This is a genomic window from Comamonas sp. MYb69 (assembly GCF_037479315.1).
GTDB lineage: Bacteria > Pseudomonadota > Gammaproteobacteria > Burkholderiales > Burkholderiaceae_C > Comamonas.
Genome location: NZ_JBBGZG010000006.1, coordinates 35,898 through 51,996, shown reverse-complemented (window position 1 = coordinate 51,996; position 16,099 = coordinate 35,898). Strand labels below are relative to the sequence as shown.

12 protein-coding genes are annotated in these 16,099 nt (G+C 65.0%); 8 read left to right on the top strand and 4 right to left on the bottom strand.

Annotated features, from left to right (window positions below; all coding sequences use genetic code 11):
• Positions 1–15 precede the first annotated feature (15 nt).
• Positions 16–336, bottom strand: coding sequence for a heavy metal-binding domain-containing protein (locus WH303_RS10095; RefSeq protein ID WP_182343220.1), 321 nt, complete (start codon positions 334–336; stop codon positions 16–18).
• Positions 337–354: 18 nt separating this feature from the next.
• Complete coding sequence (locus WH303_RS10090) at positions 355–1,629, bottom strand: lytic murein transglycosylase (protein ID WP_339518282.1); 1,275 nt, start codon at positions 1,627–1,629, stop codon at positions 355–357.
• A gap of 197 nt (positions 1,630–1,826) precedes the next feature.
• Between WH303_RS10090 and xdhA the strand changes: the two genes are divergently transcribed.
• From xdhA to WH303_RS10070, 4 genes are all read left to right on the top strand, one after another.
• Positions 1,827–3,428 carry a xanthine dehydrogenase small subunit gene (gene xdhA, locus WH303_RS10085; RefSeq protein ID WP_339518281.1) on the top strand — a complete coding sequence of 534 codons (1,602 nt, stop codon included), beginning with the start codon at positions 1,827–1,829 and terminating at the stop codon, positions 3,426–3,428.
• Position 3,429: 1 nt separating this feature from the next.
• Entirely contained in the window at positions 3,430–5,853 is a 2,424-nt protein-coding gene (gene xdhB, locus WH303_RS10080) for a xanthine dehydrogenase molybdopterin binding subunit (protein WP_339518280.1), read from the top strand.
• A 97-nt stretch (positions 5,854–5,950) separates the two neighbouring features.
• A complete protein-coding gene (locus WH303_RS10075; RefSeq protein ID WP_021027580.1) occupies positions 5,951–7,252 on the top strand; it encodes an NCS2 family permease in 1,302 nt (433 codons plus the stop codon).
• Positions 7,253–7,545: 293 nt separating this feature from the next.
• Positions 7,546–8,181, top strand: a complete 636-nt coding sequence (locus tag WH303_RS10070; protein WP_339518279.1) for a YbhB/YbcL family Raf kinase inhibitor-like protein — start codon at positions 7,546–7,548, stop codon at positions 8,179–8,181.
• Positions 8,182–8,227: 46 nt separating this feature from the next.
• On the opposite strand, the gene WH303_RS10065 is transcribed toward WH303_RS10070, so the two are convergent.
• On the bottom strand, positions 8,228–9,889 hold the full coding sequence (locus WH303_RS10065) for an L-lactate permease (protein ID WP_339518278.1): 1,662 nt from the start codon (positions 9,887–9,889) through the stop codon (positions 8,228–8,230).
• 262 nt (positions 9,890–10,151) lie between these two features.
• Between WH303_RS10065 and WH303_RS10060 the strand changes: the two genes are divergently transcribed.
• From WH303_RS10060 to WH303_RS10045, 4 genes are all read left to right on the top strand, one after another.
• On the top strand, positions 10,152–11,321 hold the full coding sequence (locus tag WH303_RS10060) for an alpha-hydroxy acid oxidase (protein WP_339518276.1): 1,170 nt from the start codon (positions 10,152–10,154) through the stop codon (positions 11,319–11,321).
• Positions 11,322–11,464: 143 nt separating this feature from the next.
• Positions 11,465–12,376 carry a DMT family transporter gene (locus WH303_RS10055; RefSeq protein WP_339518275.1) on the top strand — a complete coding sequence of 304 codons (912 nt, stop codon included), beginning with the start codon at positions 11,465–11,467 and terminating at the stop codon, positions 12,374–12,376.
• 103 nt (positions 12,377–12,479) lie between these two features.
• A complete protein-coding gene (locus WH303_RS10050; protein WP_339518274.1) occupies positions 12,480–13,823 on the top strand; it encodes an MFS family transporter in 1,344 nt (447 codons plus the stop codon).
• Between the two features lie 156 nt (positions 13,824–13,979).
• Positions 13,980–15,209 (top strand): Y-family DNA polymerase, encoded by a 1,230-nt coding sequence (locus WH303_RS10045; RefSeq protein WP_339518471.1) that lies wholly within the window; start codon positions 13,980–13,982, stop codon positions 15,207–15,209.
• Here WH303_RS10045 and queF read toward each other — a convergent pair whose 3' ends face one another.
• Positions 15,210–16,067: an NADPH-dependent 7-cyano-7-deazaguanine reductase QueF gene (gene queF / locus WH303_RS10040; RefSeq protein WP_339518273.1), complete on the bottom strand. Its 858-nt coding sequence runs from the start codon at positions 16,065–16,067 to the stop codon at positions 15,210–15,212.
• Positions 16,068–16,099: the final 32 nt, after the last annotated feature.

Genomic DNA, 16,099 nt, shown 5'->3' with positions numbered 1-16,099 from the left:
CACGGACAGAGGCGCTTAGTCGACGACGACGGCCGTGCCGCTGGCCGACACCATCAGCATGCCGTTGTCCTTGCCCAGCACTTCGTAGTCCAGATCGATGCCGACGACGGCATTGGCGCCCAGCGCCTTGGCGCGCTCCTGCAGCTCATTGAGTGCAATGTCTCTGGCCTTTTGCAGCTCTTTCTCGTAGGTGCCCGAGCGGCCGCCGACGATATCGCGGATGCCGGCAAACCAGTCCTTGAAAAAGTTGGCGCCCAAAATGGCCTCGCCGTTGACGATGCCGCAGTAGCGGCTGATGCGCTTGCCTTCAATGCTGGGGGTGGTGGTAACAATCATGGTGTGGCTCCAGCGGTATCAGTTGGCGAGCGCGCGCAGCAGCTTTTGGCCCGCGCGGCCATCGGTCTTCATGCCCAGGCGGTTTTGCTCGGCTTTGATGGCCTCGCGCGTCTTGGCGCCAATCATTCCATCGGGCTCGCCAATCGCATAACCCCGGGTCAGCAGCGCCTGCTGCAGCTCCTTGTTCTGCGCGCGCGACAGGCCCAGGTCGTCGGTGGGCCAGGGGGTGACAAAGCTGATCTGGCTCTGCTGGCTGTCGGCCACCAAGTTGGACAGCTGCGCAATGGCCAGGCCATAGTTTTCCGAGGCGTTGTAGCTGTAGAGCGCATCAAAATTGCGTCCTACCAGAAAGGCGGGGCCGCCGGCGGCGGGAATCATCAGGCCGGCCGATGGCAGCGAATCGGGCAGCGGATCGCCATTGGCCAGGGTGACGCCGGCCGAGCGCCAGAAATCCAGCGGCTTCTTGTTCTTGCGGCCGGCATCGGCGGTGCTGAAACCGCTGGGCAGCTTGACCTCAAAGCCCCAGGGTTGGCCCGGGCGGTAGCCGGCGTTCTTCAGGAACATGGCGGTGGAGGCCAGGGCATCGGGCACGCTGTCGACGATGTCGCGGCGGCCATCGCCGTCAAAGTCCACGGCGCTGCGGAAAAAGGTCGAGGGCATGAACTGGGTCTGGCCAAAGGCGCCCGCCCAGGAGCCTACCAGCTTGGACTCGGCAATATGGCCTTCTTGCAGAATGCGCAGCGCGCTGGCGAACTCGCCCCGGAAATAGGCCTGGCGGCGGCCAAAGCAGGACAGGGTGCCCAGCGACTGCACCAGCGAGCGCCCGCCCAGGTTCTGGCCGAAGTTGCTCTCCACGCCCCAGACGCCGATGACGATCTGCGGGGCAACGCCCGTGCTCTGCTCGATCTTGTCCAGCGTGTCCTTCCACTTGGCATAGGCGGCGCGGCCTTCGGCCACGCGCTGCTCGTCGACCAGCACGGCGATGTAGTCCCAGACGGGCATCGTGAACTCGGGCTGGCGGTTGAGGAGCGGCAGCACCGTGGCATCGGGCTGGAGCTGGGCGGTGTACTGGTGGAAGGTGGCCGGCGTGATCGCGGCAAAGGCCTTGCTGCTGCGCAGCTCGCTCAAGCAGGACTGGAACTCGGCCTGGCTCAGATTCGGCGGCTCTTGCGGTGCGCTGGTCTGGGCAAATACGGCGCAGGCGGCAAGGCCCAGGCTGACGGCGGTGGCGAGCTGGCGCATCGCAGGGTGGGGGCGGCGGAACATCATCCAGGCAATATACCTGCTTGCCATGGCCGCAGCCCTGGTAAACCCGCAAGGCGCGACCATTGCTTACGTTTTTGCGGGCCAGAAAGATGCGGGTTAACCCAAAAATATATGCGCTGCACCATAGCGCCTATCGCTGGCTTGTTATGGCTGGCGCCGCGCGGCACACTACGCTTGTACACAGTTTTGCAGACCGGCGCGGCAATGCGCGACCGAGCCCCACCATGAGCCCCATGACCGCCCCACAAGCCATCCGTTTCTACCACCAAGGCCGTATCACCGAAGTTGAAGGCCTGGCCCCCACGCGCAGTGTGCTGGACTGGCTGCGCGAGGACGCGCGCTGCACCGGCACCAAGGAGGGCTGCAACGAAGGCGATTGCGGCGCCTGCACGGTGATGCTCGCTGAGCTGGCCGAGCCGGGTGATCCGCAGGCCGTGCAAGGCCTCAAGCTGCAGACCGTCAATGCCTGCATCCAGCTGCTGCCCAGCCTGCATGGCAAGGCGCTGTTCACGGTTGAAGACATGAAGACCAGCTGCCGCCCCAAGGAGGCTGGCGAGGCTTGCAGCGGACTGCACCCGGTGCAGCAGGCCATGGTGGACTGCCATGGCTCGCAATGCGGCTTTTGCACGCCCGGTTTTGTCATGTCGCTGTGGTCCGTGTATGAGCGGCAGCAAGCCAGCCAGGGCGCGGCGCCCACGCGCCAGCAGCTGGCCGATGCGCTCTCTGGCAACCTCTGCCGCTGCACCGGCTACCGGCCCATTCTGGATGCCGGCCAGCAGATGCTGGACCTGCCCGCCCGCCAGCTGGATGCGGCGCCCGTGGTGACGGCCCTGCAGGCGCTGCGCAGCGATGCCGACTGGAGCTATGCCTACCGCCCCAGTGGCGGCCAGCCCCAGCATTTCCACGCGCCGGCCAGCGTTGAGAGCCTGGCCCAGCTGCGCGCCGCGCTGCCCGATGCCCGCATGATCGGCGGCACCACCGATGTGGCCTTGTGGATCAACAAGCAGTTCCGGCCGCTGGGCGATTTGATTGCCGTGGGGCGCGTGGCGGAGCTGCGCCGCATCGAAGAGCGCGATGGCATGCTTTGCATTGGTGCCGGCGCTTCGCTCGAATCTGCCTGGGCCGCGCTGGCCCAGCGCTTTCCGACGCTCACCGAGGTCTGGCTGCGCTTTGCATCGCCGCCCGTGCGCCATGCCGGCACCATGGGCGGCAATGTGGCCAATGGCTCGCCGATTGGCGATGCCCCGCCGGTGCTGATGGCGCTGGATGCCGAGATCGAGCTGCGCCTGGGCGAGCGCCTGCGGCGCATGCCGCTGACCGATTTTTATGTGGACTACATGAAGAACCAGCTGGAACCCGGCGAGTGGGTGCAGGGCCTGCGCCTGCCGCTGGCGGTGCAGGCACGCCAGGTGCGGGCCTACAAGATCAGCAAGCGCTTTGACTGCGACATCTCGGCACTGTGCGCGGGCTTTTCGCTGCAGCTCGATGCCCAGGGCCAGGTGGAGACCGTGCGCCTGGCCTTTGGCGGCATGGCGGCCACGGTGCGGCGCGCCGCCAAGGCAGAAGCTGCGCTGCTGGGCCAGGCCTGGACGGCCCAGGCCGTGCAGCGCGCCCAGGCCGCGCTGACCGAGGATTTTCAACCAATGACCGATATGCGGGCGAGCGCCGCCTACCGCCTCAAGGTGGCGCAGAACCTGCTGCAGCGCCTGTGGCTGGAGACCCGGGCCGATGCCCCCTTGCCAGCCGATGCCACCACTGTCTGGGCCACGATGCCGCACATGGTCCGCAGCGCCCAGGCCCCGCAGGCCGCAGCCACCGGAGCCTGATATGAACACCTCGATCCCCAAGCATGTGCTGGCCGGCGCCGAAGCCTTTGCCGATTACCGCGACAACCAAAAGGCGCGCATCGATGTGGCGCAGGAAGCGCGGGCCCGCCAGCAGGGCCACCAGGTTGGCATCAGCCGCAGCCACGAGTCTGCCGCCTGGCATGTGGCCGGTGAGGCCGCCTATATCGACGATATGCCCGAGCTGGCTGGCAGCCTGCATTGCGCGCTGGGCCTGTCTCCGGTGGCCCATGGCCGCCTGCTGTCCATGGATCTGGACGCGCTGCGCGCCCAGCCCGGTGTGGTGGCGGTGCTGACGGCGGCCGATATTCCCGGCGTCAATGACTGCGGCTCCATCATCCATGACGACCCCATCCTCTGCGATGGCGAGATCCGTTACCTGGGCCAGCCGATGTTTGCGGTGCTGGCCCGCGACCGGCAAACCGCGCGGCGCGTGGCCGCGATGGCGCGCAAGCTGGTCACGGTAGAGGAGGCCGAACCGGTGCTGACGCCGCAGCAGGCCCATGCGCTGGGCCAGTATGTGATGCCGCCGATGCAACTGGTGCGCGAGACCGATGCCGGCGGCGCCCCCCAGGCCATTGCCCAGGCCCCGCACCGCCTGCAGGGCAGCTGGGAGGTGGGCGGCCAGGAGCAGTTCTACCTCGAAGGCCAGATCAGCTACGCCATCCCCAAGGAGGGCGGCGCGATGCATGTGTTCTGCTCCACCCAGCACCCCAGCGAGATGCAGCACCTGGTGGCGCATGCGCTGGGCGTGCAGTCGCATGCGGTGCATGTGGAATGCCGGCGCATGGGTGGCGGCTTTGGTGGCAAGGAATCGCAATCGGCGCTGTTTGCCTGCGTGGCAGCGGTGGCGGCGCGCAAGCTGGGCCGGCCCGTCAAGCTGCGGCTGGACCGCGACGATGACTTCATGATCACCGGCCGGCGCCATTGCTTCTGGTACGAGTACGACATTGGCTATGACGATGCCGGCCGCATTCTGGGCGCCGAGGTGACCATGGTCTCGCGGGCCGGGCATTCGGCCGATCTGTCGGCGCCGGTGATGACCCGTGCGCTCTGCCATTTCGACAATGCCTACTGGCTGCCCAATGTGCGCATGCGCGGCTTCATGGGCAAGACCAATACCCAGAGCAATACCGCGTTTCGCGGCTTTGGCGGGCCGCAGGGCGCGATCGTGATGGAGAACATCATGGACTCGATCGCGCGGCAGCTGGGCAAGGATGCGCTCGATGTGCGGCGCGCGAACTTCTATGCCAAGGACAGCGGCCAGTGCACGCCCTATGGCCAGGAGGTGGACGACAACATCATCGACGAGCTGGTGGCGCAGCTGGAGGCGCGCAGCGACTACCGGGCGCGGCGCGCGCAGGTCGAGGCCTTCAATGCCATGAGCCCCGTGCTCAAGCGCGGCCTGGCGCTGACGCCGGTCAAGTTCGGCATCTCCTTCAACGTCAAGCACTTCAACCAAGCCGGCGCCCTGGTCCATGTCTACAACGATGGCTCCATCCTCGTCAACCACGGTGGCACCGAGATGGGCCAGGGTCTGAACACCAAGGTGGCCCAGGTGGTGGCGCATGAGCTGGGCGTGGCCTTTGAGCGCGTGCGGGTGACGGCCACTGACACGACCAAGGTGGCCAACACCTCGGCGACAGCGGCATCGACCGGCACCGACCTGAACGGCAAGGCCGCGCAGGATGCGGCGCGCCAGATCCGCGAGCGCCTGGCCGCCTGCCTGGCAGCCCAGCATGGGGCCGATCCGGCCGCGGTGCGCTTTGTCAATGACGAGGTGCACTGCGCGGGCCAGAGCCTGCGTTTTGAGGCCCTGGTCAAACAGGCCTATCTGGAGCGGGTGCAGCTGTGGTCCGATGGCTTTTATGCGACGCCTGGCCTGTCTTGGGATGCGGCAGCGATGCGCGGCCGGCCCTTCTTCTACTTTGCCTACGGCGCGGCCGTCAGCGAGGTGGTGGTGGACACCTTGACCGGCGAGAGCAAGCTGCTGCGCGCCGATGTGATCCATGATGTGGGCCAGTCGCTGAACCCGGCCGTGGACATTGGCCAGGTCGAGGGCGCGTTTATCCAGGGCATGGGCTGGCTCACGATGGAGCAGCTGGTCTGGCACCCCAAGACCGGCGCCTTGATGACCCATGCCCCCAGCACCTACAAGATCCCGACCGCCAACGACTGCCCGCCCGTGCTGAATGTGCAGCTGTTTGACGGCGCCAACCCGCACGAGACCATCCACCGCAGCAAGGCGGTGGGCGAGCCGCCGCTGCTGCTGCCGTTCTCGGTGCTGTTTGCGATACGCGATGCGGTGGCCGCCACCGGCGCGCCCGGTTGCTGCCCGCCGCTGCGGGCACCGGCCACGGCCGAGGCGGTGCTCGACGCCATCGCGGCCGTGCAGACAGGGCTTTGACGCTGCGAGCCGGCAGCCTGCGCGGGCAGCTGCGATACTCGCCGCCTTCGATAGAAATCAGCTTCCCATTAACGATGCATAACCACGAGGAGCAGCCATGAGCGCGCTGGACAAATATTTCAAGCTGGGAGAGCACGGCACAACGGTGCGGACCGAGGTGCTGGCGGGGATCACCACCTTTTTGACGATGGCCTACATCATGTTCGTCAACCCCTCCATTCTGGGGGATGCGGGCATGCCCAAGGGCTCGGTGTTTGTCGCCACCTGCCTGATTGCGGCGCTGGGCTCGGTGCTGATGGGCCTGTATGCGAACTACCCGATTGCGATTGCGCCGGGCATGGGGCTGAACGCCTACTTTGCCTATGTGGTGGTGCTGGGCATGGGCTACACCTGGCAGGCGGCGCTGGGGGCGGTCTTTGTCTCGGGGTGCCTGTTCTTGCTGGTGACCATCTTTCGCATACGCGACCAGATCATTAATGGCATACCGGCTTCGATCCGCGTGGCCATCACCGTCGGTATCGGGCTCTTTCTGGCGCTGATTGCGCTCAAGAGTGCCGGCGTGGTGGTCGAATCCAAGGCCACCTTGGTAACCTTGGGTGATCTGCATTCGCCATCGGTGATCCTGTTCACGCTGGGCTTTTTCCTGATCGTGGTGCTCGACCGCCTGCGTGTGCCCGGCGCCATCCTGATCGGCATTCTGGCCGTCACCGTGGCCTCCTTCATCTTTGGCGGCAACCAATTCCAGGGTGTGTTCTCGGCGCCGCCGTCGATTGCGCCGACCTTCCTGCAGCTCGATATCAAGACCGCGCTGTCCAGTGGTTTTCTGAATGTGGTGCTGGTGTTCTTTCTGGTCGAGCTGTTTGATGCCACCGGCACCCTGATGGGTGTGGCCAAGCGCGCCGGCCTCCTGGTGCCCGGCAAGATGGAGCGCTTCCACCGCTCGCTGCTGGCCGACAGCGGCGCGATCTTTGCCGGCTCGCTGCTGGGTACGTCCAGCGCCACCGCCTATGTCGAGAGCGCCTCGGGCGTGCAGGCCGGTGGCCGCACGGGCCTGACGGCCGTCACGGTGGCGGTGCTTTTCCTGGCCTGCCTGTTCATTGCGCCTTTGGCCGGCTCGGTGCCCGCTTACGCCACCGCACCCGCGCTGCTGTTTGTAGCCTGTCTGATGCTCAAGGAGCTGACCGAGGTGGACTGGGCCGATACCACCGAGGCCATTCCTGCCGCCATCACCGCCGTGATGATGCCCTTTACCTACTCGATCGCCAACGGCCTGGCCTTTGGCTTTATCTCCTACGCGGCCATCAAGCTGTTCACCGGCCGCGCCCGTGAGGTGCACTGGATGGTCTGGATCATTGCGGGGCTGTTCCTGTTCAAGTTCGCCTATATCGGCGGGCATTGAGGCCTGGCCCTACCGTTTTGCGGGTGGGGGATGACTGACAGCTGCGCAGCAGCCCGCGGGGATCCTCTGCAAAACTCCCTGCCGTGGTCTGAACGCGGTCTCGGGCGATCCGCTGCGTTGTCTTCCTTGTCAATAGCTACGGCTATTGACTGCAAAAGACGCCTTGCGTCTCATCCCGATCCGCATCCATCCCGCTTGGCGAGGGTTTTACAGAAGATCCCTAGAATTTGCCAAAGTGCCCCGACCCCGGTCGAGGCCCTTTGGCTTTTTCATACCCGCAAAGGATTTATCAGATGCAGCTCAGCAGCCACAGCTTTCAAGACGGCCAGGCCATTCCTGGCGAGTTCGCTTTTGCCGTGCCCGATGCGACAGCCCATGTCTTGCTGTCGTCCAACCGCAATCCGCACCTGGCCTGGCGCGATGTGCCCGCCGGCACCCAGTCCTTTGTCATCGTCTGCCATGACCCCGATGTGCCCAGTCGGGGCGACGATGTGAACCAGGAAGGCCGCACGGTGCCAGCCGATCTGCCGCGCGTCGATTTCTACCACTGGCTGCTGCTGGACATTCCAGTGGGCACCACCGAGATCGCCGCCGGTGCACAGTCGGACGGCATCACCGCCCATGGCAAGCCCGGCCCGGCTGCGCCCCAGGGCCTGCGCCATGGCATCAACGACTACACCGGCTGGTTTGCCGCCGATGCGCAGATGCAAGGCGAGTACTACGGCTACGACGGCCCCTGCCCACCCTGGAACGACAGCCTGGTGCACCACTATGTGTTCACGGTCTATGCGCTAGCCACGCCCAGCTTGGCAGTCGAGGGTGCACTGACGGGGGCCAATGTGCGCGCCGCGCTGGCCAAGGCACCCGTGCTGGGCCAGGCCAGTATCACCGGCTTGTACAGCCTGAACCCTGCGGTCCCTGCTGTTTAACAACTGGGATGCGATGAAAGGGGCTCCTCTGGGAGCCCCGTGGTACTTACTTCACCACCATCAAGGTGAAGGGGTAGACATAGGCCTGCAAGGTGACAAAGATGCCCACCAAGGTGGCGAGCGCCACCGAGTGGAAGAACACGTAGCGCAGAATGTCGCCCTCATGGTTGAACCAGCGCGTGGCGGTAGAGGCCACGACGATGGACTGGGCATCGATCATCTTGCCCATCACGCCGCCCGAGCTGTTGGCCGCGCCCATCAGGTTGGGCGACAGGCCCAGCTGCTCGGCAGCGACCTTCTGCATGCCCCCAAACAGCACGTTGGATGCCGTGTCCGAGCCCGTCAGCGCCACGCCCAGCCAGCCCATCATCGTGCCAAAGAAGGGGTAGAACACGCCGGTGTTGGCAAAGGCCAGGCCCAGGGTGGTGTCGGTGCCGGAGTAGCGGGTGAGGGTGCCCAGCGCCAGCATCAGCACAATGGTCAGCAGTGAAAAACGCACCAGCCAGATCGTCTTGAAGAACTGCTTGAAGAGGGCCAGTGGGCTGTACTTCATCACCAGGCCGCCGACGATGGCTGACAGCAGAATGCCAGTGCCGGTGGCCGACAGCAGGTTGAGCACATAGACCGCACCCTCCTTGGTGGGCTGGGGCACCACGGGCGGCACCTTCTCGATCATGTTGTGCAGCCCCGTCATCGGGAAGGACGGCGCAAACAGGCCGTTGAGCGCGGCCTTGACCGAAGGCAGGCCCCAGATGAACACAAACACGGTCAGGATGGCCCAAGGCGTCCAGGCGCGGATCACATCAGCACGGGCATGGGCCACCACGGCGCGGGGCTTGGCCGTGGTGTCTTCGCTGGTGTCGCGGCCCTTGAGCGAGGTGCTGCGCCAGATGGTCTTGGGCTGCCACACGCGCAGAAAGCCGATCAGGCAGCCCATGGAGACGATGGCGGCAATGATGTCGACCAGCTCCGGGCCGATGAAGTTGGACACCAGGTACTGTGGGATCGCAAAAGACAGGCCGGTGACCAGGATGGCCGGCCAGATCTCCACCATCGCCTTGCGGCCGGCAAAGGCCCAGATCAGCCAGAACGGAACCAGTACCGAGAAGAAGGGCAGCTGGCGGCCCACCATTGCGGTGACCTCCATCACGTCATAGCCATGGACCTTGGCCAGGGTGATCACCGGCGTGCCCAGCGCGCCAAAGGCGACGGGCGCGGTATTGGCAATCAGCGACAGGCCCGAGGCAGCCAAAGGTGAGAATCCCAGGCCGATCAGGATCGCCGCCGTGACCGCCACCGGCGTGCCAAAGCCCGCCGCCCCTTCAAAAAAGGCGCCAAAGGCAAAGGCGATCAGCAGCAGCTGGATGCGCCGGTCCTCGGTGATGCCGGCAATCGAGTCCTGCAGGATCTTGAAGCTGCCGTTGTGCTCTGTGAGCTGGTGCAAAAAGATGATGTTCAGCACGATCCAGCCAATGGGCAGCAGGCCCGTGAGCCCCCCAAAGACCGCTGCGCGGCCCGCCATATCGGCCGGCATGCCATAGACCACGATCGCGATGAGCAGGGCGCAGACCAGGCCGGCGCCGGCCGCAATATGGGCCTTGAGGTGGAGAAAACCCAGCCCGACGAGCATGACGACCACCGGCAGCGCCGCCAGCAGGGTGGAGAGCACCATATTGCCCACTGGGTTGTAGATCTGTTGCCAAACCATGCCTGACTCCTCGTTGTAGCGCAGCGCAAGCGCGCGGCCGGGGGGCCGGGCATGGGCCGCTGTTATTACAAAAACACCTGGATGGATAGAACATCGACATAATGTCGGCCTAACTGGCTGCCTGCAGTCCTGTAAAACCCCTAGCTCTTGTAACGAAGCTGTGGGGTTTGCCGCCTGCGTGACAAGGACGCTGAGCACAGCGGGTTACACAGAGGGCCTGGCCACCAGCGCCGCTGCAGTGGCTTGATAACAAGGAAGATTTGTGGCTGATTTATCCAAGATCACATGTATTGAAGATTTGCGCGTCCTGGCCGAAAAGCGCGTGCCTCGGATGTTTTACGACTATGCGGACTCGGGCTCCTACACCCAGGGTACCTACCGCGACAACGAAGCGGCCTTCCACAAGATCAAGTTGCGCCAGCGTGTGGCGGTCAATATGGAAGGGCGCAGCACGCGCAGCACGATGGTGGGGCAAGAGGTCAGCATGCCCGTGGCCATTGCGCCCACGGGCCTCACGGGCATGCAGCATGCCGATGGCGAAATCCTGGCGGCCCGCGCGGCCAAGGCCTTTGGCATTCCGTTCACACTCTCGACGATGAGCATCTGCTCGCTCGAAGATGTGGCCGAGCACACGGACCGCCACCCCTTCTGGTTCCAGCTCTATGTGATGCGTGACCGGGGCTTTATGGAGCGACTGATCGACCGGGCCAAGGCGGCCAACTGCTCGGCGCTGCAGCTCACGCTGGATCTGCAGATCCTGGGCCAGCGCCACAAGGACATCAAGAACGGCCTGTCCACACCGCCCAAGCCGACGATCAAGAACCTCATCAACCTGGCGACCAAGCCGCGCTGGTGCATGGGCATGCTGGGCACCAAGCGCCGCACCTTTGGCAATATCGTCGGCCATGTCGATGGCGTGGGCGATGTGAGCTCGCTGTCGTCCTGGACGGCCGACCAGTTCGACCCCTGCCTGAACTGGGGCGATGTGGAGTGGATCAAGAAGCGCTGGGGTGGCAAGCTGATCCTCAAGGGCATCATGGAGGCCGAGGATGCGCGGCTGGCGGCGGAGACGGGTGCGGACGCGCTGATCGTCAGCAACCACGGCGGCCGCCAGCTCGATGGCGCGCCCGCGACCATTGATGCGTTGCCGTCGATCGTGCAGGCTGCCGGCAAGGACATTGAGGTCTGGCTGGACAGCGGCATCCGCAGTGGCCAGGATGTCCTCAAGGCCCGCGCACTGGGCGCCCAGGGCACCTTGATCGGCCGCAGCTTTCTGTACGGCCTGGGTGCCTATGGCCAGGAGGGCGTGACGCGCGCGCTGCAGATCATCCACAAGGAGCTCGATGTGTCGATGGCCTTTTGCGGCCATACCAATATCAACAATGTGGACCAGCGCATTCTGGTGCCCGGCACCTATCCCCAGCCTTATTGAGCGGGGCAGGGGGCAGGCCGCGTGCTGGCCCCTCTTGATGCCGCAGGCTCGCATCGCCAAATGCAGGCGCACAAGGGGCAGTGATCGCCTACCATCGGGGCCCTAGTGATGAAGTGGATGCGGTAATGGCTGACGGAGCGGGAATGCAATGGGGTGGTTGGTGGATGGGGCTGGTGGTGTTTGCCGCCATCGCGCAGACGGCGCGCAATGCGGCGCAGCGCTCGCTGACCCGCGACCTGGGCACCTGGCCCGCCACCTTGGTGCGCTTTCTCTATGGCCTGCCGCTGGCTGGGCTGGCGCTGGTGCTGCTCTACACCTTGCCCGCCAAGGCGCCTGAGATCGCGCATTGGACGGGCGCCTATTTTGGCTGGCTGGCGCTGGGCGCGTTCTTCCAGATCGCAGCGACTGGCGCCTTGCTGCTGGCCATGCAGCAGCGCAACTTTGCCGTGGCGGTGACCCTGTCCAAAACCGAGGTGCTGCAGGTGGCGCTGTTTGGTGCGGTCTTTCTGGGCGAGCTGCCCACCTACTGGGCGCTGGCTGCGATGGCCATTGCCACCATTGGCGTGGCGCTGCTGTCCTTGCCGCCGCGCCAGATCGGCGCCAAGCTCGAATGGCGCAGCAAGGCCGCGATGTATGGCCTCATTTGCGGCGCCTGCTTTGCGATTGCGACGGTGGGCTTTCGCGGTGCGGCGCTGGCGCTCAATGCGCCGAGCGCGCTGCTGTCGGGCGCCTGGGGCGTGTTCATTGCGCAGTGCATGCAGACCTTGGCGATGGGGGCCTGGTTTGTCTGGCGTGACCGCAGCGTGCTGCTGCGCATTGCCAAGGCCTGGCGCGTGTCGCTGCTGGCGGGCTGCATGGGCAGTGCAGCGTCGCTCGCCTGGTTCAGCGCCTATGCGCTGCAAAGCGCCGCATCGGTGCGTACCCTGGGCATGGTCGAGGTGGTGTTCAGCTACCTGGTCTCGCGCCGGGTGCTCAAGGAGCAGTTGCGCCGCAACGAGAAATGGGGCATTGCGCTGATGCTGGTCGGCATTGTGGTGATCTGCACCCAGCTCTAGCCCATGGGGTGGGCGCGGGCGGTGGAAATTCAGCGCCCGTCTGACATCAGAGGGTCTCGCAGGCGGCGCATCATGGTCTGCATTGCTACACGGGACCATTCCAATGACAACACCCTCCGTGCCAGGATCTGGGCCATCGGCCGCCCAGACTTCGGCCAACACCCCTCCCCATTACAGCCCTGAAGAAAAGCGCCACCGCATCTTCTCCATCATGGCGGCCTCGTCGGGCAACCTGGTCGAATGGTTTGACTTCTATGTCTATGCCTTCTCGGCCATCTACTTTGCCGCCGCCTTTTTCCCCAAGGGGGATCCCACCGTACAGCTGCTCAACACCGCCGGGGTGTTTGCCGCCGGCTTTTTGATGCGCCCCATCGGCGGCTGGCTGTTTGGCCGCATTGCCGACAAGTACGGCCGCAAGAAGTCGATGCTGATCTCGGTGACCATGATGTGCGCGGGATCCCTGGTGATTGCCTGCCTGCCCACCTATGCGCAGATTGGGGCCTGGGCGCCGTTTTTGCTGCTGATGTGCCGCTTGTTCCAGGGCCTGTCGGTGGGCGGTGAATATGGCACCACGGCCACCTATATGAGCGAAGTGGCCCTCAAGGGCCAGCGCGGCTTTTTCTCTTCGTTCCAGTATGTGACCCTGATCGGCGGCCAGTTGTTGGCCGTGCTGCTGATCGTGATTCTGGAAGCCGTGCTGACGGACGCCGAGCTGCGTGCCTGGGGCTGGCGCATACCGTTTGTCGTGGGCGCTGCGGCCGCTGTTGTGGCCATGCTGCTGCGCCGGACTCTGCATGAGACCCAGTCTACCGAGGCGATGCAGAACAAGGACACCGGCACCCTGGCCAACCTGTTCAAGCACCACTGGCGCGCCTTTGTCACCGTGCTGGGCTATACGGCCGGCGGCTCGCTGATCTTCTACACCTTCACCACCTATATGCTGAAGTACCTGGTCAACAGCGTGGGCCTGCCGATCAAGACGGCCAGCTATGTGATGACCGTGTGCCTCTTTGTGTACATGTGCATGCAGCCGCTATTTGGAGCGCTGTCCGACCGCATTGGCCGGCGCACCAGCATGATGCTGTTTGGTGCGCTGGGCGCGCTGGGCACGGTGCCGATTCTGACGACCATGCACCAGGCCTCGTCGCCAGTGACGGCCGGCCTGCTGATCCTGGTCGCGCTGGCGATTGTGAGCTTCTACACCTCGATCTCGGGCATCGTCAAAGCGGAGATGTTCCCGCCCGAAGTGCGCGCGCTGGGCGTGGGCCTGGCCTATGCGGTGGCCAATGCCATTTTTGGTGGCTCGGCCGAGTTTGTGGCGCTGGCACTGAAGAACGCCGGCCATGAAAACGCCTTCTTCTGGTATGTGTCGGTGATGATGGTGATTGCCTTTTTATTCAGCCTGCGCCTGCCCAAGCAGGCCGCCTATCTGCACCACGACCACTGATCGCCCGCAGCAGCCGGCTCGGCAGCCTCCGCTGCTGGTTTTGCGCCGCTGGCCGCTGCAAGCCGCGCCGCGCTGGGGGACAATAGCCGGGTGTGCTCCGCCCCCTCGCCATCGCCTGTTGTTCTGCCGCCGCGCCGCCGCATTGCGCATCTGGACATGGATGCCTTCTATGCCTCGGCCGAGCTGCTGCGCTATCCGCAGCTCAAGGGGCTGCCCGTCATCATTGGCGGGGGCCGCCGGGCAGAAGATGAGGCGCTCAAAGCCCGCTATGGCGATCGCCTGGACGAGATCCCGCCCGAGGCCTTTCCCCAGCTCAAGGACTATGTGGGCCGGGGCGTGATCACGACGGCCACCTACCCGGCGCGCGCCTTTGGCGTGGGCTCGGCCATGGGCATGATGAAGGCGGCCAAGCTCTGCCCGCAGGCCATTCTGCTGCCGGTGGACTTTGCGCGCTACCGGCATTTCTCACGCCAATTCAAGGCCATCATCACCGCGATGGCGCCGCAGATGGAGGACCGGGGCGTGGACGAGGTCTATATCGACTTCACCCATGTCGAAGGCGGCCAGGAGGACCATGGCCGCAGCCTGGCGCTGCGGATGCAGCAGGCCATCCATGCGGCCACGGGGCTGACCTGCTCGGTCGGGGTGGCCCCCAACAAGCAGCTGGCCAAGATGGCCAGCGAGTTCAACAAGCCCAATGGCGTGTCCATCGTGCTCGAGAGCGATCTGCAAACGATGATCTGGCCGCTGGCCTGCCGCAAGATCAATGGCGTGGGACCCAAGGCCGATGCCAAGCTGCAGGCGCTGGGAATCAGCACCTTGGGCGATCTGGCCGCCAAGGACCTGCCCTGGTTGGTGGAACACTTTGGCCGCAGCTACGGCGCCTGGCTGCATGCATCGAGCTGGGGGCGGGACAACCGGCCCGTGGTGACCGAGAGCGAGCCGGTATCGATGAGCCGCGAGACCACGTTTGACCGCGACCTGCATGCGGTGCGCGACAAGGCCGAGCTGGGCGCGATCTTTACCGAGCTGTGCCAGATGGTGGCAGCTGACCTGCAGCGCAAGGGCTATGTGGGGCGCACGATTGGCATCAAGCTGCGCTACCCGGACTTTCGCATCGCCACGCGCGACCATAGCCTGCCGCTCTATACCCAGGATGCCGCTGCCATCCGGCATGCGGCCGGCCAGTGCTTGAAGCGCGCGCCTTTGGACCAGCGCCTGCGGCTTTTGGGGGTGCGGGTGGGTGGGCTGCTGCCTTTGGAGCAGGCCTTGGCGCAAGGCCTGGTGGGCGACTGGCAGGCCATGCGCCAGGCCCAGAGCCGCCCGGCCATTGCCGAGCACAAGGCCGACCCCTACACCTTGCCGCTGTTCGGCGATCTGGACTGATTACTGGCGTGCGGTGCGGATATTGGCCGGCAGGGCCATCGGCTGGCTGGTGCGCAGCGGGTTGATGTCTAGGCCCCCCCGGCGTGTGTAGCGGGCATAGACCGTCAGGCGGATCGGCTTGCAGTGCTGCCAGATATCGACAAACATGCGCTCGACGCACTGCTCATGGAACTCGTTGTGGTTGCGAAAGCTCACGATGTACTGCAGCAGGCGTTCCTGGTCGATCGCCGGGCCGGTGTAGCTGATGCGCACGCTGCCCCAGTCGGGCTGGCCGGTGACCAGGCAGTTGCTCTTGAGCAGGCGGCTGCTGAGGGTCTCGGTCACCGGCGCCTCGTCAAAGGCGGCGCGCAGCAGCTGGGGTTGGGGCTGGTAGTGTTCGCAGTCGATGTCCAGCCGGTCCAGGTTCAGGCCGTCGAGCTCTTGCAGTGGCAAGGTGTCGAACAGCTCGGGGTCGATCATCTGCACGCCGACCGAGGCCTGGTAGGGCGCGCCGCGCCATACGGCTTCGCTGATATCGGCGAGCAGCTTGGCGCGTACCTCATCGACTGAGCCAAAGCGGCTGTTGTTGAAGCTGTTGAGGTAGAGCTTGAAGGACTTGCTCTCGACGATGTTGGGCGTCTCGCAAGGGATGGTGAAGCTCACCAGCGCCACCTGGGGCTTGCCGCGCAGGTTGAGCCAGGAGACCTCATAGGCCGTCCACAGGTCGGCGCCAAAAAAGGGCAGCTTGTCGGCTTGCAGGCCGATCTCGTCGCGCTTGGCCTGGCGCGGCAGTGGAAAGAGCAGGGTGGGGTCGTACTGGTCGATGTACGCGGAGCGCTGGCCCAGGGGCGATTGCTCGGGCGAAGGAGAGACGGTCATGCTGTGGAACAAAAAGCGGCCGCTGCCGGCGC

Bases quoted from the DNA above. Each gene is read 5' to 3' on its own strand.
- WH303_RS10095 (WP_182343220.1), bottom strand. From the start codon at position 336: ATGATTGTTACCACCACCCCCAGCATTGAAGGCAAGCGCATCAGCCGC.
- WH303_RS10090 (WP_339518282.1), bottom strand. From the start codon at position 1,629: ATGGCAAGCAGGTATATTGCCTGGATGATGTTCCGCCGCCCCCACCCT.
- xdhA (WP_339518281.1), top strand. From the start codon at position 1,827: ATGAGCCCCATGACCGCCCCACAAGCCATCCGTTTCTACCACCAAGGC.
- xdhB (WP_339518280.1), top strand. From the start codon at position 3,430: ATGAACACCTCGATCCCCAAGCATGTGCTGGCCGGCGCCGAAGCCTTT.
- WH303_RS10075 (WP_021027580.1), top strand. From the start codon at position 5,951: ATGAGCGCGCTGGACAAATATTTCAAGCTGGGAGAGCACGGCACAACG.
- WH303_RS10070 (WP_339518279.1), top strand. From the start codon at position 7,546: ATGCAGCTCAGCAGCCACAGCTTTCAAGACGGCCAGGCCATTCCTGGC.
- WH303_RS10065 (WP_339518278.1), bottom strand. From the start codon at position 9,889: ATGGTTTGGCAACAGATCTACAACCCAGTGGGCAATATGGTGCTCTCC.
- WH303_RS10055 (WP_339518275.1), top strand. From the start codon at position 11,465: ATGCAATGGGGTGGTTGGTGGATGGGGCTGGTGGTGTTTGCCGCCATC.
- WH303_RS10050 (WP_339518274.1), top strand. From the start codon at position 12,480: ATGACAACACCCTCCGTGCCAGGATCTGGGCCATCGGCCGCCCAGACT.
- WH303_RS10045 (WP_339518471.1), top strand. From the start codon at position 13,980: ATGGATGCCTTCTATGCCTCGGCCGAGCTGCTGCGCTATCCGCAGCTC.
- queF (WP_339518273.1), bottom strand. From the start codon at position 16,067: ATGACCGTCTCTCCTTCGCCCGAGCAATCGCCCCTGGGCCAGCGCTCC.